Origin of the sequence: Nonomuraea sp. ZG12, from assembly GCF_052068115.1 — a bacterium.
In the GTDB taxonomy this organism is placed as follows: Bacteria; Actinomycetota; Actinomycetes; order Streptosporangiales; family Streptosporangiaceae; genus Nonomuraea.
Genome location: NZ_JBQHCW010000005.1, coordinates 66,511 through 86,672 on the forward strand (window position 1 = coordinate 66,511; position 20,162 = coordinate 86,672).

The following is a 20,162-nucleotide window of genomic DNA, read 5'->3' on the forward strand; positions in this document are numbered from 1 at the left end:
GGCGGATTCGCTTCGGGTCATGACCGCCCCCTGGGTGCTTCCGGGACTCGAAGTGTTTTACTGGGCTCGAGTCTCGAAGCATCCAACAGGAAGCGGATCGCTCATGCACGCCTACTCGAACACCACAGCCTTGGTCACCGGTGCCTCGAAGGGACTGGGCGAGGCCTACGCGCGTGAGCTCGCGCGCCGAGGTGCCGACCTGATCCTCGTCGCCCGCTCGGCCGATGTGCTCCGCGATCTTGCCGAGCAGATCCAGGCCGCGCACCACGTCAGGGTCGACGTGATCACCGCAGACCTCTCCGACCGCAACTCCCCGCAAGCAGTGGCCGATGAGATCAAGCGTCTCGGCCTGAGGGTGGACCTTTTGGTCAACAACGCCGGGCTGGGATCGCTCGGCCCTTTCATGAGCCGCCCTCTCGAACCCAATCTGCAGTCGATCGACGTGAACATCACCGCCATGGTGAGCCTGACCTACCTTCTGTGCGCCGACATGCTCAAACGCGGTCATGGCGGGGTCATCAACATCTCTTCCGCGGCCGCCTTCCAGCCCATGCCGTATCAGGCGAGTTACGCCGCCACCAAAGCGTTCGTGCTCTCGTTCACCGAGGCGCTCGCCGAAGAACTCCGGGGCACCGGCCTACGCGTGATGGCAGCGCATCCGGGGACCACCGACACCGAATTCTTCAGCCGTACGACCGCCTCCATGGACCCGAAGGCGGACACCCCGGAGAGCGTCGCGGCCAACACGCTCGACGACTTCGCCCGCGGCCGGCCCGCCTCCTATCCCGGTCGCGCCTCCCAGCGTGCCTGGACCCTGATGTCGCGCGTGCTGCCCCGGACCACGGCCGCCCGGGTCGCCGGCGACGTCAACCGCAAGTTCGGTTTCGCCGACGTCAGCGATCTCGACCCCGCCCCGTCATAGGACCGCCGGGGTCCCGGTCGGCCGGCGACGCCGGGCGAGCGGGCTCCGGCGCGAGGAGCCGGCCGGGCTCGCCGGGATCTCTCACCGCTCGGCGGGTGGGAGCGCCTTGTCCAGGAGGTTCATCAGCTGCAGCAGGTCTTCGGGGCCGAGGCGGGCGAACGGGCTCGTGGCCAGCGTCTTCGCGATCACTGCGGCCCGTGCGCGCCGCCCGCTCTCGGTCAGTGTCAGCACGCGTGAACGGCGGTCGTCGGGGTCGACGGACCGCTCGACGAACCCCCGGTCGACCAGCTGGTTCGTGACGAAGCTGAGGTTGGGCGCGTTGCAGAACAGCCGATTGGCCATCACCTTCATCGACGGCGGCGGCTCGTGCGGATCGATCATCCAGAGGGCCTGAGCGGTCGCGTGCGTCAGGCCATGTTCAGCCAGCGCGGCTTCCATCCCGTCACTGGTCAGCATGAACGTCTTGTGGTTCGCCACCACTACCGCTTCAAGGACGCTTCGGGTCATGAGCCCATCCTAACTTGGTACTTCGAGACTCGAAGTGTTAACTTGATTCGAGTATCGAAGCATTCAACAGGAAGCGACCGCTGATGCACGCCTACGCGAACACCACAGCCCTGGTCACCGGCGCCTCGAAGGGACTGGGCGAGGCCTACGCGCGCGAGCTCGCCCGCCGAGGTGCGAACCTCATCCTCGTCGCCCGCTCGGCCGATGTGCTCCGCGATCTTGCCGGGCAGATCCAGGCCGCGCACCACGTCAGGGTGGACGTGATCGCCGCCGACCTCTCGGACCGGCATTCCCCGCAGGCGGTGGCCGACGAGATCAAGCGTCTCGGCCTGGACGTCGACCTCCTGGTCAACAACGCCGGGCTGGGATCGGTCGGCCCCTTCCTGACCCGCCCTCTCGAACCCAATCTGCAGTCAGTCGACGTGAACATCACCGCACTGGTGGGCCTGACCCACCTTCTGGTCGCCGACATGCTCCAACGCGGTCAAGGCGGCGTCATCAACGTCGCTTCCTCGGCCGCCTTCCAGCCCATGCCGTATCAGGCGAGTTACGCCGCCACCAAGGCGTTCGTGCTCTCGTTCACCGAGGCGCTCGCCGAAGAACTCCGAGGTACCGGCCTGCGCGTGATGGCAGCGCATCCGGGGGCCACCGACACCGGATTCTTCAGCCGTACGACCGCCTCCATGGACCCGAAGGCGGACACCCCGGAGAGCGTCGCGGCCAACACGCTCGACGACTTCGCCCGCGGCCGGTCCGCCTCCTATCCCGGCCGCGCCTTCAACCGTGCCGGGACCTGGGCATCGCGCCTGCTGCCCCGGACCACGGTCGCCCGGATCACCGGCGGCCTCAACCGCAAGGCCGGATTCCAGGACGTCAGCGATCTCGACCCCGCCACGTCATGACACCAGAACCCGTGACGACGAGACGGTCGAACGTTTCGCGGTGACGGCGCACCAGGCCGGTCCGCCTCGGCTTCACCTTCCTCCAGGCGTGCCCGCTCTTTCGAGGAGTCGGGCGGTGGCCTCCCACAGGTGGCGTTCCCGCTCCTGGTCACGGGCGATGGGCCGTACCTCGGTCACCTTGTCGATCACCACGAACGCGCCGTCGCGCAGGTTCGCCCACTTGTCGTCGAGTGCGACCGAGGCCAGCGCGGGCCCGGAGCGTTCCGGGGTGGCCACGCCGGGCAGGCGCGCCACGCCGCGTCCGACCGCCTGGAGGGCCGGAGGCGCCTCCCGGCCCAGTCCGGTGCCGGGCATCCAGCCGGGTTCGAACACCGAGACGTTGATGCCGGACCCGGCGCGGCGCTGGAGCTCGTGAGCGTAGTAGAGGATCGCCAGCTTGGCGTTGGCGTAGGCGACGCCGGCGGCGTTGAGGCCCGGGTTCTTGTCCCCAGTCGCGGGCCGGGCGAGCTCGACGGGGTCGCGCCACTTCGCGGCGGGCACGCCCATGATCCGCCGGCCGAGGTTGGCGCTGTAGACGTTCGAGCCGAGCAGCACGATACGGGCGGGCTCGGTGAGTGAGCCGAGCAGGTCGCCGATGAGCTGGGCGTGTGCGAGGTAGTTCACCGCGAAGGTCTTCTCGTAGCCGTCGGCGGTGGCGACGCGGGTGTCGGCCGACATGTGGCCGGCATTGGCGATCAGCGCCCGTAGGGGCCGTACCGTCCGGGTGTCGAGCAGGTCCCGCACAGCCGCCGCGGCGGCCCGCACGTCGGCGAGCCGGGCCAGGTCGCAGCCGATCTCGTGGACGTTCGCCCCGCGCGCGCGGGCCTCGGCGGCGATCTCCGTGAGCGCCTTTCCGGCACGGCCCACCAGCAGCAGGTCGGGGCGTTCGCCGTCAGGGCGGTCCGCCATGGCGAGGGTGGCGGCCCGGCCCAGACCCCGGGTGGGGCCGGTGATCAGTGTGCTCGTCATGGATCGAGCTTCGGCGAACGCGGGCCGGTCAGCCAGCCGCCCTGTTGTCATAGGACCACCGGGGCCACGACAACGGGTGCATCTTCCCGCACACTGGACACGTGGAGTCGTGGGAGTTCGGCCGGATGGTGCGCCGTTGGCGTGATCGTGTGACGCCCGAGACCGTCGGCGTTCCGGTCGGCCGGCGACGCCGGGCGAGCGGGCTCCGGCGCGAGGAGCTGGCCGGGCTCGCCGGGATCTCGGCCGACTATCTGACCCGGCTGGAGCAGGGCCGGGCGACCGCGCCCTCCGCGCAGGTGGTGGAGGCGCTAGCGCAGGCGCTACGCCTGTCCGACACCGAGCGGGCCCTGCTCTACCGGCTGGCCGGGCACAGCGCGCCCGGCCCGGACGTCGTTCCGTCGCGCGTCACGCCGAGCGTGCAGCGGCTGCTCGACCGGCTGTCGCACACCCCGGTCGTCGTGTACGACGCGACCTGGACGCTCGTCCTGGCCAACGCGCCGTACGACGCGCTCATGGGCGAGACGTCCACCTGGCACGGGATCGAACGCAACGCCATCTGGCGCAACCTCCTCGGCCCCGGCACCCGCACCGTGCAGACCGCGGCGGAACAGGCCGAGCACGAGGCGCGACTCGTCGCCGACCTGCGACTGACCGCCTTCCGGTATCCCGCCGATCGAGCGCTCCGGCAGCTCATCGCGCAGCTCACGGACCAGAGCCGGCGCTTCGCCGAACTCTGGGACGCCGACGCCCCGCCTTCGCTCCCGGACCCGGGGAAACGCAAGGTCGTCGACCACCCCGCGGTCGGCCGGATCACGCTCGACTGCGACGCGCTCATCGTCGCCTTGGACGATCTCCGCATCTTGGTCTACACCGCCGAGCCCGGCACCGAGGACGCCGAGCGCCTCGCCCTCGCCATCGTTCTCGGCACCCAGACGCTGGTCGAGCCTGCCCCCTGACCGGATACGCGTCCTCCACGCCGTCAGCCCTCGAACCCGCCGCCGGTGACGATCACCTGGCCGCTGACGTAGTCCGCCTCCGGATAGGTGAACATGACGACAGAGCCGGCGGCCTCGTCCGGTGTGCCGGCGCGGCCCAGCGGGATCGCCCGGTTGAGGGTCTCCAGCAGTTGCGGGTTGACGCCGACCTTGATCTGCCGCCCCTCGACGTCGATGTACGCGTCACCGTCCGCCGTCGCTTCGGTGAGCCGGGTCTGGATGAAACCGAACGCGACACAGTTGACGTTGACGTTGTAGCGGCCCCACTCCTTGGCGAGCGTCTTGGTCAGCCCCACGATCCCGGCCTTCGCGGCCGAGTAGTTGGCCTGCCCCGCGTTGCCGAACAGACCCGCGACCGAGGAGATGTTGACGACCTTGCGGTGGACGGTCCGCCCGTCCGCCCGCTCCTTCCGCACCGCCGCGCTGATCACCGGCTGGGCGGCGCGCAGGATGTCGAACGGCGCCTTCAGGTGCAGATCGACGATGGCGTGCCACTGTTCGTCGGTCATCTTCTGCACCACGCTGTCCCAGGTGTACCCGGCGTTGTTGATGATGATGTCGACGCCGCCGAAGGTGTCAACCGCGGCGCCGACGAACGCCGGCGCGAAGCCGTCACCGGTGACGCTGCCGGGGAACGGCACCGCCGTGCCGCCGTTCTTGCGGATCTCCTCGGCCACCTCGCGGGCGGGGTCCTCGTCGAGGTCGTTCACGACGACGGCGGCGCCTTCGCTCGCGAGCTTCAGCGCGATGCTCCGGCCGATCCCCCGCCCGGCGCCGGTGACGAGGGCGGACTTGCCGTTCAGCTTTCCCATGATTGCCATCCTCAGGTTGTGCGTGCAGGGGGTCAGTCGAGCGCGATCTTGGCCTCACCGGTGAGGGTCACCGTGCCGTCGGCGAGTGCCACCGTGAGATCGAGTGTGGCGACCCGTTCGCCGTCGACGTCGTCGACGCCGGTGACCACGGCCTGGCAGGTGGGCCGGCCGTGGATCGGCGTGATGGCGGCGAACCGTACCTTGTACGACCGCAGCCGCTCCAGCGGGAAGTTGTCCGTCAGGAGCCTCGCGAGGTAGGCCATGGACAGCATGCCGTGGGCGAAGACGTCGTCCAGACCGGCCGACCTGGCCACGTCGAGGTCGATGTGGATCGGGTTGTGGTCACCGGACGCGCCCGCGAAGAGCGCGAGGGTGGTGCGGGAGATCGGGGAGACGGTCAGGTCGTCGAGCCGACTGCCCGGCTGCACGTCCAAGGCCATTCAGGAGCTCACTTCCGGCAGTGCGCGGACCACAAGGGTGTTCCGCATCGTCACGACGACCGTCCCGTCCTGGTCGCTGATCGGGAGCTCGGTCACCAGGAACCGCAGCGCGCCGCCTTTCTTCTCGTACACGTCGACGACCTTCGACGACGAGCGGAGCTCGTCACCGGCGTAGGCGAGCCGGTGGTAGGCGAACTCCTGCTCGCCGTGGAGCACCGCGCGCAGGTCGACGCCGAGCTCGGTGAGGTGACCGAACGGGTCCGGCACTTCGAGGTCGACGCCGAAGAAGAACGTCGGAGGCACGGGCAGGTCGCGGTGCCCGGCCCGCTGGGCGGCGTCGAGGTCGACGAACACCGGGTCGGTCTGTCCCGTGGCCTTGGCGAACATCCGCAGCTGGCTGCGGGTGACGAGCAGTGTGCCCCCGGCCCTTTCCGCGCCGATGAGCGACCGGTCCAGTCCCATCAGCCGCTCACCTTCTTGTACAGCGTGACGACGCAGGCGCCGCCCAGTCCCAGGTTGTGCTGCAGCGCGACGTCGACGCCGTCCACCTGACGGCCTTCCGCCCGGCCGCGCAGCTGCCACACGAGCTCGGCCGCCTGGGCGAGCCCGGTCGCGCCGAGCGGATGCCCCTTGGAGATCAGCCCGCCGGAGGGGTTGGTGACGACCTTGCCGCCGTAGGTGTTGGCTCCGTCGAGCACGAACTTCTCGGCGGTGCCTTCCGGAGTGAGGCCGAGGGCCTCGTAGGTGAGGAACTCGTTGGTCGTGAAGCAGTCATGCAGCTCCACGACCCCGATGTCCTCAGGGCCGATGCCGGACTCCTCGTAGACCTGGCGCGAGGCGGCGACCGTCATGTCGTAGCCGACCAGCTTGCGCAGGTCACCCTCGAACGTGGCCGGCTGGTCGGTGACCAGCGACTGCGCCTCGATCACGACGTCGGCGCGCAGGCCGTGCTTCCTGGCGTACTCCGGCGACACCAGCACCGCCGCCGCTGCCCCGCAGGTCGGCGGGCAGCACTGATAGCGGGTGAGCGGGCCGTAGATGTGCGGTGAGCCCAGCACGTCCTCGACCGTGAGAGGAGCACGGAACACCGCGTACGGGTTGGCCGCCGCGTGCCTGCGGGACTTCACGGTGATGTGGGCGAACGTCGCCGGGTCGATCCCGTGCTCGTCCACGTAGGCCTGGCCCGCCGCGCCGAAATAGGTGGCCGCGGGCGGCGTGCCCGGTTCCGGAACCCCTGCCACCTGGTCCCGGACCTGCGCGAAGGAGCCCAGCACGTCCGGCCGGTCGGACCACACCGAGCCGAGCGCGCCGGGGTTCATCTGCTCGAAGCCGAGCGCGAGCGCCACGTCCGCCTGCCCGCTCGCCACCGCCTGACGGGCGAGCCACAGAGCCGACGACCCGGTCGAGCAGTTGTTGTTGACGTTGACGACCGGCGCGCCGCTGTGACCCAGGTGGTAGAGCGCCCGCTGCCCCGAGGTGGAGTCACCGTAGACGAAGCCGACATAGGACTGCCGCACCGCTGGGTACTCCACGCCCGCGTCGGCGAGCGCGCGGCGTGCCGCCTCCGCGCCCATGACGTCGTAGGTATCGCTCCTCCCGGGCTTGGTGAAGGGAATCATGCCGACTCCCGCGACGATGACCTTGCCGCTCATGACGTGCTCCTCACATCTCGTACGCTGCGACAGTGGTGTGCTGCCAGGCCGCCTCGGTCACCCGCCGGGCGGCGACCGGCTCGGCCGCCGGGGTCCTGGAGAACCGTGGCGCCGGCCGGGGCTGGTCGACCCCGGCGATCGAGGTGAAGACCCCGCGCTCCACCAGGTGGGGGTTCTCCAGCGCCTCCTCGTAGGTCAGGACCGGGGTGACGCACGCGTCGGTGCCGGCGAACACCTCGGCCCACTCCGCCATGGGCCGCGTGCCGAACACGCCGGCGATGGCCTCGCGCAGCTCGTCGGCGCGCGCGTCGTCGTACTGCCCGGGGAGCGCGGCGGTGTCCAGCCCCAGGATCCGCATCATCGTCGCGAAGAACTGCGGCTCGATGCAGCCGACCGCCACACTGCGACCGTCCGCGCAGACGTAGGTGTCGTAGTACGGGCGGCTTCCGTCGAGCAGGTTCGTCCCGCGTCTGCTCGACCAGCGGCCCTCGCCGCGCAGGGACCACATCATGTGCGCCAGGACGCTGGCCCCGTCGCACATCGCCGCGTCCACGACCTGTCCCAGCCCGGAGCGTTCCCGTTCCCACAGGGCGGCGAGGACGCCGGCGACGAGGAACATCGAGCCGCCGCCGAAGTCGCCGACCAGGTTCAGCGGCGGGACCGGTCGCTCGCCGGCGCGGCCGATGCTCTCCAGGACGCCGGTCAGCGAGATGTAGTTGATGTCGTGCCCGGCGGTCTGCGCGAGGACGCCCTCCTGGCCCCAGCCGGTCATCCGGCCGTAGATCAGGCGAGGGTTGCTGACCATGCACACGTCGGGGCCGAGGCCCAGCCGTTCGGCCACACCGGGCCGGTACCCCTCGACGAGCACGTCCGCCTCGTCGGCCAGCGCCCGTACGCGGGCGACGTCCGCCGGAGCCTTCAGATCCGCCGCGACGACCCGCCTGCCGCGCAGCATGTGGTCCGTGTCCCCCACCGTCCGGGTGGGGCGCTCGACCCGGATCACGTCGGCGCCGAGGTCGGCGAAGATCATGCACGCGTGGGGGCCCGGTCCGATGCCGGCGAGCTCCAGCACCCGCAGGCCCGCGAGCGGCCCGTCAGTCACGGGCCGGCCAGTACTGCTCCCGGAGGCGCCGCTTGAACAGCTTGCCCGAGTCCTCGCGGGGCAGCCGTTCCTCGAACACCACCACCTTGGGCACCTTGTACTTGGCCAGGTTGCGCCCGACGTGCTCGCGCACCTGCTCCTCGGTCACCGTGGCGTCCGGCAGCAACTCCACATGCGCCGCCAGCGCCTCGCCGAAGTCGGCGTCCGGGATGCCGAACACCGCCACGTCGGCGACGCCGTCCAGCCCCAGCAGGGTGTTCTCGATCTCGGTGGGATAGATGTTCACCCCGCCGGAGATCACCATGTCGTTGAGCCGGTCGCTGAGGTAGAGGTACCCGTCCTCGTCGACATGGCCGACGTCGCCGATGGTGTAGAAGCCGTCGCCGGCGTCGATGGCGCGTCTCTTGGCGTCGTCGCCGAGGTAGGTGAAGTCCGGCCAGGCCGACGGGGACCGGCCGTAGACGACGCCTGTCTCACCGACCGGGACCTCGGCCATGTCGGGATCGAAGATCCTGATCGCCGCGTCGCCGACCGGCGAGCCGACCGTGCCGGGGTGGGCCAGCCACTGATCGCTCGTGCAGACGGTCCAGGCGCCGCCCTCGGATCCGCCGTAGTACTCGGTGATGATCGGACCGAACCAGTCGATCATCGCCCGTTTGACGTCCGGCGGGCAGGGCGCGGCGGAGTGCGAGACGTTCTCCAGCGAGGAGAGGTCGTACTTCGTCCGGACCTCCTGCGGCAACCGCAGGAGCCGCACGAACATGGTCGGCACCATCTGCGCGGCGGTGACCCGGTACTCCCCGACGACCCGGAGGAACTGCTCCGCGTCGAACTTCGGCATGATCACCACGTTCATCCCCATGGCCAGGGCGTAGGTCGCGGCCACGTTGGGGGCGGTGTGGTAGAGCGGCGCGGGGATCACGGCCGTGCCGCCTGGCCGGAAGCCCACCACCTGGCGCATGATCTCGGCGACCCCACCGATCTTGTCGGGGGCGATCGGGTCGCGCAGCACGCCTTTGGCCAGCCCTGTCGTGCCCGAGGTGTATATCACCGACATGGGCGGGGCGAGCACCGACTCCGTCGGCGGGTTGTTGTCCTCGATGAGCTGCTCGGCCATCGGATGGCGGCCGGTCGGCGCCACCGTGCCCAGCGCGAACTCCTCGGCCACCTCCGGCGGAACCGCGACTTCGACGATCCGCAGGTGCTCCGGTTTCCGCGCCTCCACGATCGGCACCAGGTCGGAGTGGACCACCGCCACCTTGGACTGGCTGTCGCTGAGCAGATGCCGCAGGTCCGCTCCGGTCCAGTGCCAGTTCACCGGCACGGGAACCGCCCCGATGAGCGACGCGGCGAACGTGGCCTCCAGCATGCTCGTCTCGTTGCGCATCACGATGGCGTACCTGTCGCCGGGTTCGACTCCCATCCGTCGCAGGCCCGACGCGAGGCGAGCCGCGCGTTCCTTCATCCTGGCCACCGGTAAGACGCGACGACCGGAGATGACCACTGGTTCGGTCATGTCCTTCTGCCTTTCGTTGAGGTTCAGAGGGATCGTGCGACGAGGTCCTTCATGACCTCGTTGGCTCCGCCGTAGATCTTCTGCACCCGGGCGTCCTGGTACATGCGCGCGATGGGGTACTCCCGCATGTAGCCGTAGCCGCCGTGCAGTTGCACGCATTCGTCGATCAACGTCACCTGCTGCTCGGTGAGCCACCACTTCGCCATCGCGGCCGTGGCCGTGTCGAGCCGGCCCTCAAGGTGCAGATCGACGCAGCTGTCGAGGAAGACGCGCGCGATCCGCGTCGCCGTCGCTCCCTCGGCGAGGGTGAACTTGGTGTTCTGGAAGTCCCAGATGGTCTGTCCGAACGCCTGCCGTTGCTTGACGTAGTCGACGGTCTGCTCCATCGCGGCCTCCATGCCGGCGACCGCGAGGACCGAGATGAGCAGCCGCTCCTGCGGCAGCTGGTTCATCAACTGCGCGAAGCCCTGTCCCTCCACCCCGCCGAGCAGGTGGTCCGCAGGCACCCGCGTCCGCTCGAAGGAGAACTCGGCGGTGTCGGCGCCGTGCTGACCGACCTTCTCCAGGATCCGCCCACGGACGAAACCCGGGCAGTCGGCCGTCTCGACGACGATCAGCGAGATGCCCTTCACGCCCCGGGCGGGGTCGGTCCTGGCCACCACCAGGACGAGGTCGGCCAGGTGTCCGTTGGAGATGAAGGTCTTCGCGCCGTCGATGACGTACGCCTCACCGTCGCGCACGGCTCTGGTCCGGATGCCCTGCAGGTCGGACCCGGTGCCCGGTTCGGTCATCGCGATCGCGCCGATCATCTCGCCGGCGGCGAGCCGGGGCAGCCAGCGTCGCTTCTGGTCCTCGGTGCCGTAGGCCAGCAGGTAGTGGGCGACGATGCCGCTGTGCACCATGTTGCCCCAGCTGGTCTCGCCGGCCCGGGCCTGCGCCTCGCAGACCGCGAGGTCGTGCGCGATGGTGCCCCCGCCGCCGCCGTACTGCTCGGGGATGGAGCAGCAGAGCAGTCCGAGCTCCGCCGCCCTGAGCCAGACGTCGCGGTCGACGTGGTGCTGTGCCTCCCACTTCTCCCGGTCGGGCAGAAGCTCCGACGACACGAAAGCCGAGGCGAGGTCGTACACCGCCCGCACGCTTTCGGTCTTCCACGCCGATGTGTAGGACCCGGGCATACACCCACCTCGATCCACTGCAGGAATGAACCTAACGCCGCTTGTTGACCCCTTTATCAGGGAGTCTTAACCGTGCGGCTCATCCGCGAGCTTACTCAACATTCACTTAAATGCAATGGCCGGTTTCGTCCCGGCGCCACCTACGCTGAGTCCCATGTCGACAGCCACCGTGCGACCGGCCGACGAGCCTCGACGCCGTCCACGCGACCGCAAGCAGCAGATCCTCGTGGCCGCGCGGGACCTCTTCGTCGAGCACGGCTACCCCAACGTGTCCATGTCCACGATCGCCGCGAAGGTGGGCATCCGCGCGGGCGCGCTGTACCGGCACTTCGACACCAAGGCGGTGTTGCTCGAGTCGGTCATCGCCGACAACTTCGGCTGGATCGACGAGCCGCTGAACACCACCGGCTTCGCGGAGGTCGTGGACGACGTCCTGGCGAGGGTGATCGACCGGCCCTATCTGTCGGACCTGTGGATCCACGAGGTCCGATATCTGCCCGCCGAGCAGGCGCGGCGGCTGCGGCACCGAATGCGACGGTGGACCGGCAGCCTGATCCCCCCGCTGCGGCGAGCGCGGCCAGGGCTCGACGCGGGGCAGGAGGAACTGCTCGCCTGGGCCATCCCGTCACTGACGTCCTGCGTCGGCCGGCGCGCGATCCACGCCCCTCAGTCCGTACGACTTCCCGTCGTACGCGCCGGCATCCACGCCCTGACCCGAGCCGTCCTGCCCCCGACGGGAGCGCAGACGGTGACGCCCCGGGCCGGACTGCTGCCGGTGTCGCGCCGGGAACGGCTGCTGCTCGCCGCCATCGAGCAGTTCGCCCGCAACGGATACCACGAGACGTCGATGACGAGCATCGGCGCCGCCGCCGACGTCACCGGGCCGAATCTCTACGGCTACTTCGCGAGCAAGGCCGACCTCCTGCAGGCGGTCTACGAACGCGGCACCCACACCCTGTGGCTGAGCCTCGACGAGGCCCTGACCAGCGCCGACTCCTCCGGAGAAGCGCTCACCGCCGTGGTGCGCTCGTTCGTGCGGATCGCGAGAACATGGTCAGCGATCCTGGACGACCCCACCGCCGAACCGGGAGTCGTGGCCGCGACACTCGCCGCCCAGCGGGAGTACGTGGGCGAATGGAGCACCCTGGTGGCACGCCTCCTGCCGCACCTCGACGCCCGAGCGGCCCGGCTGCGCGTACAGCTCGGCCTGTTCCTCGTCACCGACCTCTACCGTAACCCGCGAGTCTCCCGCTACGAATCCTTCCCCGAAAGCCTGACGGCGCTGGTCCTGGCGGTGCTGTGCGACGACTCCTGAGCACCGCCGAAGTGGCCCGGCCGATCCCCATCCGGCCCGATCCCCATCCGGCCAGATCTGCCTATCCGGCCAGATCGGCCAGGAGCGCGGTGGTCCGCGCCTGCTCCTCGTCCGAACCGAGAAGCACCACCACGAGCTCGGTCGCACCCGCGTCGAACAACCGGCGCAGCTGGCGTTCGACGCCCGCCTCGTCACCGATGACCACCGTGTCCTCGGGGCCGGCGGCGTGACTGCGGTCGAGCATGGCACGGTAGATGGGCACCTGCCCGACCATCCCGAAGTTCTCGGCGACCCACGCCCGGCGCTCGTCCTCGTCGGAGGTGACGCACACGATGGTGCTGGCGACCACGCGAGGCGTCCTCCCGCCCGCCGCCTTGGTGATCTCCGGCACGACATGATCGGCGAGGGAGGCCGCGGTGGCCCAGGTCGTGATCGTCCCATCGGCCAGCTCGCCGGCCACCCGCAGCATCGCCGGGCCGAGCGCGCCGACCAGCACGGACGGCGGCGTGGCCGCCGCCACGTCGACCGCGCCCACGGCCTTGAGCGTCTCCCCCTGGTAGCTGACGCTCTCGCCGCGCAGCAGCGGGGCCAGCGCGGACAGGTATTCACGCAGGTGACGGGCTGGGCGGTCGAAGGAGTACCCGTACTGGTCCTCGATGATGAACTGGTGGCTGACTCCGACGCCCAGGGTGAGCCGGTTCCCCACGGCCTCCTGAACGGTCAGCGCCTGCGCGGCCAGGGCGAGCGGGTGCCGGGGATAGGTCGGCACCACCGCCGTCCCGAGCTCGATCCCGGGCACCTGCCGGCCGGCCACCGCCAGCGTGGTCAGCGCGTCCCGGCCGGTCCGCTGAGCCAGCCACACCCCGGCGAAGCCCGCCTCGGCCGCGGCTCGGGACTGATCGATGACCGTCTCCAAAGACGGTCCCATCTCATCTACGACTAACCCGATCCGCATCGAACCACCCCGTGATTATCGACAGTGAACCTACCGACCATGCGCCCGCACCCTGTGCTCGACCAGTTCGATCTTGGCGCTATTGGCACGATACTGCGCCACCGGTCGCGACGCGCGCGGCCGAGGCGCGCCCGTTCGGGCAGGCGGAAAGCTCTCATGGCCTCGTGCCTGCGGGAAACCCGGTCCAGCGCAGGTCGGGCGGGAGGTGGCTCATGTCGTTGAACATCACGATCGTGGGCGGCAGGCCGCTTCGGTACTCGATGACCGTCAGCGCGGTGTTGGCGCTGTTCAGTCCGAGCCACCGGGACGGCGGCGCGTCCAGTGCGTGGCGCACCAGCCACGCGATCTGGTAGGCGTGCGTCACCAGGATCTCGTGGGTGTCTTCCGTGGCCGGGCCGGGGGCCTCGGCGAACCGGGCGACCAGGGCCTCGGCGAGCCTCTGGCCCGAGGCGGCCTCGGCGTCGTCGTAGCCGTCGAAGAAGCCGGCCCAGGACGGGGGTACTTCGGCCGCGCTGGGAACGTAGGGCACGTGGTCGACGAGTTCGGCGGCCTCGGCCACGGGCACGTCCGGGAGATGCCGGGCGAGTTCCTGCGCGCTCGCCACGGCGCGTGGAAGCGGAGAGTGCCACACGGCGTCGACCGGTACGCCGGCGAGCCGTTCGCCCAGAAGGACCGACTGCCGGTGCCCGATCGCGGTGAGCTGCCCGAACGCGTCGGCCGCGCCGTGGCGGGCCAGGTAGAGGTGTCGCGTCGTCATAGGTGGTCAGGGGCGGTGTCCGTACGGACCCGGTCCCCTCTCCTTTCGATCCAGTGATCAGTTACGCGTGCGTCGCCGTGACGGTGCCGGTGGTGCCGTCGATGGTGATGACGGTGGCGTCGTGGAGCCTGCGCGTCGCGTTCGCGATGCCGAGGACCGCCGGGATGGCCTGCTCGCGGGCGACGATCGCGGCGTGGGAGAGCACGCCTCCGGTCTCGGTGACGACGCCGCCGGCGATGCGCAGCAGCGGTGTCCAGGCGGGGTCGGTGAAGGGGCAGACGAGGATGTCACCCGGGCGCACGCGCGCGAAGTCGCCGGGACCGCGGACGATCCTCGCGACGCCGGTCACGGTCCCGTGACTGCCCGGCGTCCCGGTGAGCGTGGCCGCTGGGACGGCCGAGTCGCCGTCGGACGGTGCCGGGACTGCCGGTGCCGGGGCTGCCGGTGCCGGGGGTGCGGCGGTGACCGGTCGTGCCTGCAGGATCCAGGTACGGCCGCCGGCGATCGCCCACTCGATGTCCTGCGGGCCACCGAGCAGCACGGCGATCTCCTTGCCCAGCTCGGCCAGCCGGGTGGCGGTGGCGTCGTCGAGCGCCGGCCGGTTCCGGGTGTGGGTGGACGCGTCGCGTGTGACGAGCCGCGTGCCGTGCCGGTCGAGGCGGGTTCGCTTGTCCGCGATGGTGCGGCTGACCGGCCCGTCGCCGGCGACGCGGTAGGCGTCGGGAGTGACCGTTCCTCCGACGACGCTGGGGCCGAGGCCCCAGGACGCCTCGATCCGGGTGACGTCGTCCGGGCCCGAGGGGGTGAACATGACGCCGGACACCTCGGCGTCCACGTGGCGTTGGACGATGACGGCCATCAGCGGATCGACTCGGTCGTCACGGCGGTAGCCGACGGCACGCGGAGCGAACAGCGAGGCCCAGCAGGCACGTACGGCATCGGTGACGTCGCCGATGCCGTGCACGGCGAGGAAGCTCTCGTACTGACCGGCCGCCGAGGCCCGGCCGGTGTCCTCGTCCGAGGCCGATGATCGCACCGCCACGGGCGGGTCGCCGAGTTCGCCGAGTGCGCGTCCCAGCGCGTCGATCACGCTCGCGTGGACCGGGCGGGCCTCGATCCCCCGCCGCGTCGCGTTCTGCTCGCGGCGGTCCAGGTCGCGGACGGCGGCGAGGTAGGCGGCGAACGGGAGGACGAAGCCGTCAGGAACCGGCAGACCCGCGCGGAGCAGCGCGCCGAGCGCGCCGGCCTTGCCGCCGCAGGTATCGGCCGCAGCCTCCATGAGGGGTACGATCATCCACCCTGCCTTTCAACAGATTGTTGACAACATTTCGTTGATTGTGGAGCATGAGTCGCATGCCACGCAAGCAGGACACCGCTCACGCCTCGCGCGCTGACCACGTCCAAGCCCACCTCGAACGGGACGCGCGTCAGCGCCTGCTGAGCCTGGGCGCGGACACGCTCGACGCCCGTCCGTGGCGTCCCCCGCCCGCCCCGCTGTCGGCGGTCGACCTCACGCAGTTCGCCGTCTGGCGCTGGGCCGACCTGGACCAGGAGGGCATCCTGAGCGCCCTCACCCTCCTGCCCGCCGCCCGCGCCGAGGTCGACGGGATCGAGGCCGCCCTGCTGTTCACCGCCCGGAGCGCGGGACTGACCTGGGCGCAGATGGCGCACGCGATGGGGTTCAACTCTCCGCAGGCGTGCCAGCAGCGCTACACCCGCCTCACGGCACGACAGGACGCCGGCTCGTGACGCGGGACTCCGCGGCCGGCCTGCTCGTCCTGCACGCCGTGCGCATCACCGGGTACGCGGACACGCCGGTGATCGCGCATCGGTTCGGGCTCGACGCGGCCGAGACGAAAGAGCTGCTGTACGACGCCGAGGCGTACGGCTGGGTCGAGCACACCGCCTTCGCCGGCTCCGGAGGCTGGTCGTTGACCGAACGCGGCCGGGCTGAGAACGAGCGCCTGCTCGGGGCCGAGCTCGCACGCGTCGGCGGCGTCGAGGAGGTCCGTGCCGTTCACCGCGAGTTCCTCCCGCTGAACGCCCTGCTGCTACGAGCCTGCACCGACTGGCAGCTCCGGCCCACCGCCGGTGATCGGCTCGCCGTCAACGACCACTCCGATGCCGGCTGGGACGCCAGGGTTCTGCACGAGCTCGCCGACATCGACCGCGCGCTCGCGCCGCTCGTGGACCGGCTCGGGAGTGTTCTCACGCGGTTCCTCGGCTACGACAGGCGATTCACCGCGGCCCTGGCGCGCGCTCGGGCCGGCGAAAGCGCCTGGGTCGACCGTACCGACGTGGATTCCTGCCATCGTGTCTGGTTCGAGCTGCACGAAGACCTCATCGCCACGCTCGGCATCTCCCGGCACACGGAACCCTGACCTGCCACCCGGGCACGTTCACGCCTGATGTGCGCGTGCTTTCAGCTCGTCGGCCTTGGCCCGGATGAGTCTCCGTACGATGAGGGCGGACTGCGAGGGACGGCTGTCCTGACGCTGGGTCAGGCACAGGTGTACGGGGTCCGTGTCGCGGAGGGGAAGCCAGACCAGGTCGGAGATGTCGGCCGAGGTGTCGAACTGGGCGAGGATGCCGAGCCCGGCGCCCTGGCCGACCATCACCTTGACGGTGCGTGCCGACATGGCCTGGACGACGATGCCGGGACTGGCCAGGTGCCGGTGCAGCACCTCCCACATCACGGTGCCCGCCCGCATGGTGACGAGCGGCCAGGTCTCAAGGTCGCGCCACTCGACCTGGTCGCGGCCGGCGAGCGGATGGTCGGTGCGCGCGTAGACCCCGATGGGCGCCGAGACGAGCGGCACGCGGTGCAGCCCCGCCGCAGCCGGGCTCATCGGCATGGTGATCACCCCGAGGTCCAGCTCCCCGTCGAGCACGGCGGCCTCGATGTCGGCCGAGGCTCCCTCGCGGACGGTGAACCGCAGTCCGGGATGGTGTGCCCGGAGATGGCCCACCACAGGGGCGATGATCGTCTCCGCCGACACCGAGACCCCGCCGATCTGCACCCGGCCGTGGTACACCCCTCTGGCTCGCATGGCCGATTCGCGCACCGCCTCCTCGGCCGCGACCAGCTGACCCAGCGGCTCGAGAAGGGCCTGACCGGCAGGGGTCAGCCGCACCCCGCGCCGGCTGCGCGTGAGCAGGACGACGTCGAGCTCCTCCTCCAGCAGCGCGATCTGCTGGCCGATGGTGGGCTGGCTGACCCCGCACCGGTCGGCCGCCGAACGCAGCGACCCGGTCTCGACGGCGGCCAGGAAGTAGCGCGCTCGCTCCACCCGCATCGGCCCACTATAGAAGTAAAACCTTTCACCTGTGAGCTCGAATCATGCCTTCCCAGCGCTCCGACGACGGGGAGATAGTGACGTGAGTCTCATGCGAACCTGATTCGAGGTCCACGACGTGAAAGGAATACCTGGTGTCCAACGGCCCGATGAGCGGAGTACGCGTCCTAGACGTGTCGACGATCCTGGCCGGCCCGTTGGCCTCCTCGCTGCTCGGCGAGTTCGGTGCCGAGGTGATCAAGGTCGAGCATCCCGCCGAGGGCGACCCGGCACGGTCCTACCCACCGCTGGAGGACGGCGTGTCGGCCGCCTGGACGATGCTCGGCCGTACCAAGCGGAGCGTCACGATCGACCTGCACCACCCCGACGCGGCCGACCTGGTCGGCAGGCTGGCCGCGACCGCGGACATCGTGGTGACCAACTTCCGCCCGGCGACGCTGCGCCGGTTCCGCATCGACTTCGACGACCTGCGGGCGTACCGGCCCGACCTGGTGATGGTGCACGTCAGCGCCTTCGGCCGCACCGGTCCCTACGCCGAGCGACCGGGCTTCGCCCGCGTGGCGGAGGCCTTCGCCGGTCTCACCTACCGCACGGGTGACCCCGATCAACCGCCGGTCTTCGCCGGTTACCCCGTCGCCGACGGCGTCACCGGCATCTACGCCGCGTTCGCGGCCCTGCTCGCGCTGCGTCAACGGGATCTCACCGGCAAGGCCCAGCTGGCCGACATCCCCCTGTACGAGCCGTTGCTGCGGATGATGGAGGATTTCGTCGTCGAGTACGGCGCGACCGGTACGAGCCGGGAGCGTCAGGGGAACCAGAATCCGCACATCAGCCCCAACAGCCTTTATCTCACCCGCGACGGCCGCTGGCTGGCCCTGCCCGCCTCGACCGAGCAGATGTGGCGACGGCTGGTCGAGGTCATGGACGCCCCGGACCTGGCCGTCCACGACTCCATGACCGCCCGGCTGAAGCACCGCGAGGAGATCGAGGCGCGCGTCGCCGCCTTCGTCGCGGCTCACGACCTGGAACCGCTGATGGCCTTGCTGCTCCAGGCCGGCGTGGCCGCAGGACCGGTGAACTCGGCCGCGGACGTCTGCGCCGACCCGCACATCCGCGCTCGCGGGTCGGTGGTGGAGGTGGCGGACGAAGGCTCGGGACGACCACGCCTCATGCAGGCGCCGGCCGGCCGCTTCTCCGGCTTCGACGGCACCATCGGCCGGGGCGCGCCTGCTCTCGGGGAGCACACCACCGAAGTACTGCGGGATCTCGTCGGACTGACGGACCCCGAGATCGACGACCTGCGCCACCGAGGAGTGGTCTGACATGACCATGGCAGTCTTATCCATCATCGTGCTGGTCGCTCTCTTCGTGGCGACCCTGAGACCCGGGTTCGACCTCGGGCTCGCCGCCCTGTCCGCGGCGTTCATCCTCGGTCTGGCCGCCGGTGTGCCGGCGAACGAGGTGACGGGGTTCTTCCCGGCCGACTTCTTCGTGCTCATCGTCGGGGTGACCGCCCTGTTCGCCGCGGCCAAGCTCAACGGGACCCTCGACTGGCTGCTCGACCTGTTGCTGCGCCTGGTCGGCGGCCGGCTGTTGCTGGTGGCGCTGGTGCCCTTCATCGTCGGCGCCGTACTGACCGCGGTCGGCACCCTGCCCGCGGCCGCCACGGCGATCGTCGCCCCCATCGCGCTGGGCCTCGCCGCGCGGTACGGGATCTCACCGCTGCTGGCCGCCGTCCTCGGCGTCACCGGCATCATCAGCGGACTGCTCTCACCGCTCGCCGTGTACGGCGTCACCGCCCGCGAGCTGAGCACCAAACTCGGCATCGACCTTCCCGGCACGGCCCCGATGACCTTCCTGCTGGGCGGACTGCTCACCGGCCTGGCCGTATGCGCGGCCTGCCTGCTCATCGGCTCCCGCACCGGCGCCATACCAACCGGCCGAGCCCCCACCCCAACCCCACCCACCTTCGAGCCGGCTCCAGACACCATCCCGGCCCAAGCCGCCGAGCCCGCTCCAGACATCCCCGCCACCCGATCCGCCCGAAGCACCGAGCTGCACGCCACCTCGCCGGACCCGCAGGACGCGACCCGCGTATCCGGCACCACCAGCAGCACCGAAAGCTCCGGGAGCCCCGGGACCTCCGGGACCTCTGCGAGTTCTGGATCTGCGGCTGTCGTCACCACCGTGCCCGCGGCGACGGGGGCGGCGGGGAGCCGCAAGGCCCGCGTCCTCACGGTGCTCTGCCTGCTCGCCGTCGTCTCCCTCTCGGTCGGCTTCGACATGAACGTGGGCTACCTCGGCCTGACCGCGGCGATGATCCTGCAACTGGTCCTCGGCCTGAAGCCCGGCGCGATCGTCTCGATGATCCCGTGGGGCGTTGTCCTGCTGATCGGTGGTCTGCTGACGTACGTGGGCCTGATGCAGCATCTGGGCGCGTTCAAGGAGATCAGCGAGCTGCTCCAGGTCGAGGGTTCGACCGCGCTCAGCCTGCTCGTGCTGTGCTACATCGCCGGCGTCACGTCGTTCGCCGCCAGCTCCATCGCGGTGTTCGTGACCGCCATGCCGCTGTTGCCCCCGCTGGTGGCCGGCGGTCTCTCCCCGGTCGGCGGCGTGCTGGCCCTCGCCCTGGCCTCGGTGCTGGTCGACATCAACCCCCTCGGCATCACCGGAGGGCTGATCCTCGGCGCCGCCGCACCATCGGCCAGGCCCCGCCTGTTCCGCCAGCTTCTCACCTACGGCATCATCTCGATCTTCGTCGCGCCCCTCCTCGCCTGGCTCGCCTTCGCCTGGTGGTAGGCACGACGA

21 protein-coding genes are annotated in these 20,162 nt (G+C 70.4%); 8 read left to right on the forward strand and 13 right to left on the reverse strand.

The annotated features are described in order from the left end of the window. Positions 1-19: 19 nt before the first annotated feature. Complete coding sequence (locus ACTMTF_RS16975; protein ID WP_441111525.1) at positions 20-922, forward strand: SDR family NAD(P)-dependent oxidoreductase; 903 nt, start codon at positions 20-22, stop codon at positions 920-922. Between the two features lie 81 nt (positions 923-1,003). Here ACTMTF_RS16975 and ACTMTF_RS16980 read toward each other — a convergent pair whose 3' ends face one another. After that, on the reverse strand, positions 1,004-1,429 hold the full coding sequence (locus ACTMTF_RS16980; protein WP_397007016.1) for a MarR family winged helix-turn-helix transcriptional regulator: 426 nt from the start codon (positions 1,427-1,429) through the stop codon (positions 1,004-1,006). Between the two features lie 83 nt (positions 1,430-1,512). Here ACTMTF_RS16980 and ACTMTF_RS16985 point away from each other — a divergent pair, with 83 nt between their 5' ends. After that, positions 1,513-2,331, forward strand: a complete 819-nt coding sequence (locus ACTMTF_RS16985) for an SDR family NAD(P)-dependent oxidoreductase (protein ID WP_441111526.1) — start codon at positions 1,513-1,515, stop codon at positions 2,329-2,331. 72 nt (positions 2,332-2,403) lie between these two features. Here the strand turns inward: ACTMTF_RS16985 and ACTMTF_RS16990 are convergent, their stop codons facing one another. After that, the gene (locus ACTMTF_RS16990; protein ID WP_441111527.1) at positions 2,404-3,339 is read right to left on the reverse strand and encodes an SDR family NAD(P)-dependent oxidoreductase; all 936 of its coding nucleotides are present in this window, start codon (positions 3,337-3,339) and stop codon (positions 2,404-2,406) included. A 101-nt stretch (positions 3,340-3,440) separates the two neighbouring features. On the opposite strand from ACTMTF_RS16990, the gene ACTMTF_RS16995 reads away from it, so the two are divergent. Then, positions 3,441-4,295 carry a helix-turn-helix transcriptional regulator gene (locus ACTMTF_RS16995; protein WP_441111528.1) on the forward strand — a complete coding sequence of 285 codons (855 nt, stop codon included), beginning with the start codon at positions 3,441-3,443 and terminating at the stop codon, positions 4,293-4,295. 23 nt (positions 4,296-4,318) lie between these two features. On the opposite strand, the gene ACTMTF_RS17000 is transcribed toward ACTMTF_RS16995, so the two are convergent. Genes ACTMTF_RS17000 through ACTMTF_RS17030 form a run of 7 tightly spaced genes read right to left on the reverse strand, consistent with a single transcriptional unit; the run spans position 4,319 to position 11,031 of the window. Beyond that, a complete protein-coding gene (locus ACTMTF_RS17000) occupies positions 4,319-5,146 on the reverse strand; it encodes an SDR family NAD(P)-dependent oxidoreductase (RefSeq protein WP_441111529.1) in 828 nt (275 codons plus the stop codon). A 32-nt stretch (positions 5,147-5,178) separates the two neighbouring features. Continuing rightward, positions 5,179-5,586, reverse strand: a complete 408-nt coding sequence (locus ACTMTF_RS17005) for a MaoC/PaaZ C-terminal domain-containing protein (RefSeq protein ID WP_441111530.1) — start codon at positions 5,584-5,586, stop codon at positions 5,179-5,181. Then, a complete protein-coding gene (locus ACTMTF_RS17010; RefSeq protein ID WP_441111531.1) occupies positions 5,587-6,048 on the reverse strand; it encodes a MaoC family dehydratase N-terminal domain-containing protein in 462 nt (153 codons plus the stop codon). After that, positions 6,048-7,238, reverse strand: coding sequence for a lipid-transfer protein (locus tag ACTMTF_RS17015; protein WP_441111532.1), 1,191 nt, complete (start codon positions 7,236-7,238; stop codon positions 6,048-6,050). The genes ACTMTF_RS17010 and ACTMTF_RS17015 overlap by 1 nt, the downstream gene beginning before the upstream one ends. 10 nt (positions 7,239-7,248) lie before the next feature. Continuing rightward, a complete protein-coding gene (locus ACTMTF_RS17020; protein WP_441111533.1) occupies positions 7,249-8,340 on the reverse strand; it encodes a CaiB/BaiF CoA transferase family protein in 1,092 nt (363 codons plus the stop codon). Continuing rightward, positions 8,333-9,856, reverse strand: a complete 1,524-nt coding sequence (locus ACTMTF_RS17025; protein WP_441111534.1) for an AMP-binding protein — start codon at positions 9,854-9,856, stop codon at positions 8,333-8,335. The genes ACTMTF_RS17020 and ACTMTF_RS17025 overlap by 8 nt, the downstream gene beginning before the upstream one ends. 23 nt (positions 9,857-9,879) lie before the next feature. Next, on the reverse strand, positions 9,880-11,031 hold the full coding sequence (locus tag ACTMTF_RS17030; RefSeq protein WP_441111535.1) for an acyl-CoA dehydrogenase family protein: 1,152 nt from the start codon (positions 11,029-11,031) through the stop codon (positions 9,880-9,882). A 154-nt stretch (positions 11,032-11,185) separates the two neighbouring features. Between ACTMTF_RS17030 and ACTMTF_RS17035 the strand changes: the two genes are divergently transcribed. Then, positions 11,186-12,346 carry a TetR/AcrR family transcriptional regulator gene (locus tag ACTMTF_RS17035; RefSeq protein WP_441111536.1) on the forward strand — a complete coding sequence of 387 codons (1,161 nt, stop codon included), beginning with the start codon at positions 11,186-11,188 and terminating at the stop codon, positions 12,344-12,346. Between the two features lie 61 nt (positions 12,347-12,407). Here ACTMTF_RS17035 and ACTMTF_RS17040 read toward each other — a convergent pair whose 3' ends face one another. From ACTMTF_RS17040 to ACTMTF_RS17050, 3 genes are all read right to left on the reverse strand, one after another. Further along, positions 12,408-13,301, reverse strand: coding sequence for a TIGR03564 family F420-dependent LLM class oxidoreductase (locus ACTMTF_RS17040; RefSeq protein WP_441111537.1), 894 nt, complete (start codon positions 13,299-13,301; stop codon positions 12,408-12,410). A 154-nt stretch (positions 13,302-13,455) separates the two neighbouring features. Then, complete coding sequence (locus ACTMTF_RS17045) at positions 13,456-14,058, reverse strand: histidine phosphatase family protein (protein ID WP_441111538.1); 603 nt, start codon at positions 14,056-14,058, stop codon at positions 13,456-13,458. A gap of 61 nt (positions 14,059-14,119) precedes the next feature. Further along, positions 14,120-15,352, reverse strand: coding sequence for a PEP/pyruvate-binding domain-containing protein (locus ACTMTF_RS17050; protein WP_441111539.1), 1,233 nt, complete (start codon positions 15,350-15,352; stop codon positions 14,120-14,122). 59 nt (positions 15,353-15,411) lie between these two features. On the opposite strand from ACTMTF_RS17050, the gene ACTMTF_RS17055 reads away from it, so the two are divergent. Together ACTMTF_RS17055 and ACTMTF_RS17060 are read left to right on the forward strand one after the other, a co-directional pair. After that, positions 15,412-15,807, forward strand: coding sequence for a DNA-binding protein (locus ACTMTF_RS17055; protein ID WP_397007046.1), 396 nt, complete (start codon positions 15,412-15,414; stop codon positions 15,805-15,807). Then, a complete protein-coding gene (locus ACTMTF_RS17060) occupies positions 15,804-16,439 on the forward strand; it encodes a transcriptional regulator (RefSeq protein ID WP_441111540.1) in 636 nt (211 codons plus the stop codon). Before ACTMTF_RS17055 ends, ACTMTF_RS17060 begins: the two co-directional genes overlap by 4 nt. An 18-nt stretch (positions 16,440-16,457) precedes the next feature. Here ACTMTF_RS17060 and ACTMTF_RS17065 read toward each other — a convergent pair whose 3' ends face one another. Beyond that, a complete protein-coding gene (locus ACTMTF_RS17065; protein WP_441111541.1) occupies positions 16,458-17,354 on the reverse strand; it encodes a LysR family transcriptional regulator in 897 nt (298 codons plus the stop codon). Positions 17,355-17,488: 134 nt separating this feature from the next. Here ACTMTF_RS17065 and ACTMTF_RS17070 point away from each other — a divergent pair, with 134 nt between their 5' ends. Together ACTMTF_RS17070 and ACTMTF_RS17075 are read left to right on the forward strand one after the other, a co-directional pair. Next, the gene (locus tag ACTMTF_RS17070) at positions 17,489-18,676 is read left to right on the forward strand and encodes a CaiB/BaiF CoA transferase family protein (protein ID WP_441111542.1); all 1,188 of its coding nucleotides are present in this window, start codon (positions 17,489-17,491) and stop codon (positions 18,674-18,676) included. A 1-nt stretch (position 18,677) separates the two neighbouring features. Next, positions 18,678-20,153, forward strand: coding sequence for an SLC13 family permease (locus ACTMTF_RS17075; protein WP_441111543.1), 1,476 nt, complete (start codon positions 18,678-18,680; stop codon positions 20,151-20,153). The last annotated feature ends 9 nt before the right edge of the window (positions 20,154-20,162 follow it).

Excerpts from the sequence above, each read along its gene's own strand:
- ACTMTF_RS17065 (WP_441111541.1), bottom strand. The coding sequence starts at position 17,354 with ATGCGGGTGGAGCGAGCGCGCTACTTCCTGGCCGCCGTCGAGACCGGG.
- ACTMTF_RS16980 (WP_397007016.1), bottom strand. The coding sequence starts at position 1,429 with ATGACCCGAAGCGTCCTTGAAGCGGTAGTGGTGGCGAACCACAAGACG.
- ACTMTF_RS17055 (WP_397007046.1), top strand. The coding sequence starts at position 15,412 with ATGCCACGCAAGCAGGACACCGCTCACGCCTCGCGCGCTGACCACGTC.
- ACTMTF_RS16975 (WP_441111525.1), top strand. The coding sequence starts at position 20 with ATGACCGCCCCCTGGGTGCTTCCGGGACTCGAAGTGTTTTACTGGGCT.
- ACTMTF_RS17040 (WP_441111537.1), bottom strand. The coding sequence starts at position 13,301 with ATGCGGATCGGGTTAGTCGTAGATGAGATGGGACCGTCTTTGGAGACG.
- ACTMTF_RS17010 (WP_441111531.1), bottom strand. The coding sequence starts at position 6,048 with ATGGGACTGGACCGGTCGCTCATCGGCGCGGAAAGGGCCGGGGGCACA.
- ACTMTF_RS17075 (WP_441111543.1), top strand. The coding sequence starts at position 18,678 with ATGACCATGGCAGTCTTATCCATCATCGTGCTGGTCGCTCTCTTCGTG.
- ACTMTF_RS17030 (WP_441111535.1), bottom strand. The coding sequence starts at position 11,031 with ATGCCCGGGTCCTACACATCGGCGTGGAAGACCGAAAGCGTGCGGGCG.
- ACTMTF_RS17025 (WP_441111534.1), bottom strand. The coding sequence starts at position 9,856 with ATGACCGAACCAGTGGTCATCTCCGGTCGTCGCGTCTTACCGGTGGCC.
- ACTMTF_RS17035 (WP_441111536.1), top strand. The coding sequence starts at position 11,186 with ATGTCGACAGCCACCGTGCGACCGGCCGACGAGCCTCGACGCCGTCCA.
- ACTMTF_RS17005 (WP_441111530.1), bottom strand. The coding sequence starts at position 5,586 with ATGGCCTTGGACGTGCAGCCGGGCAGTCGGCTCGACGACCTGACCGTC.
- ACTMTF_RS17050 (WP_441111539.1), bottom strand. The coding sequence starts at position 15,352 with ATGATCGTACCCCTCATGGAGGCTGCGGCCGATACCTGCGGCGGCAAG.
- ACTMTF_RS17015 (WP_441111532.1), bottom strand. The coding sequence starts at position 7,238 with ATGAGCGGCAAGGTCATCGTCGCGGGAGTCGGCATGATTCCCTTCACC.
- ACTMTF_RS16985 (WP_441111526.1), top strand. The coding sequence starts at position 1,513 with ATGCACGCCTACGCGAACACCACAGCCCTGGTCACCGGCGCCTCGAAG.
- ACTMTF_RS17045 (WP_441111538.1), bottom strand. The coding sequence starts at position 14,058 with ATGACGACGCGACACCTCTACCTGGCCCGCCACGGCGCGGCCGACGCG.
- ACTMTF_RS16990 (WP_441111527.1), bottom strand. The coding sequence starts at position 3,339 with ATGACGAGCACACTGATCACCGGCCCCACCCGGGGTCTGGGCCGGGCC.
- ACTMTF_RS17000 (WP_441111529.1), bottom strand. The coding sequence starts at position 5,146 with ATGGGAAAGCTGAACGGCAAGTCCGCCCTCGTCACCGGCGCCGGGCGG.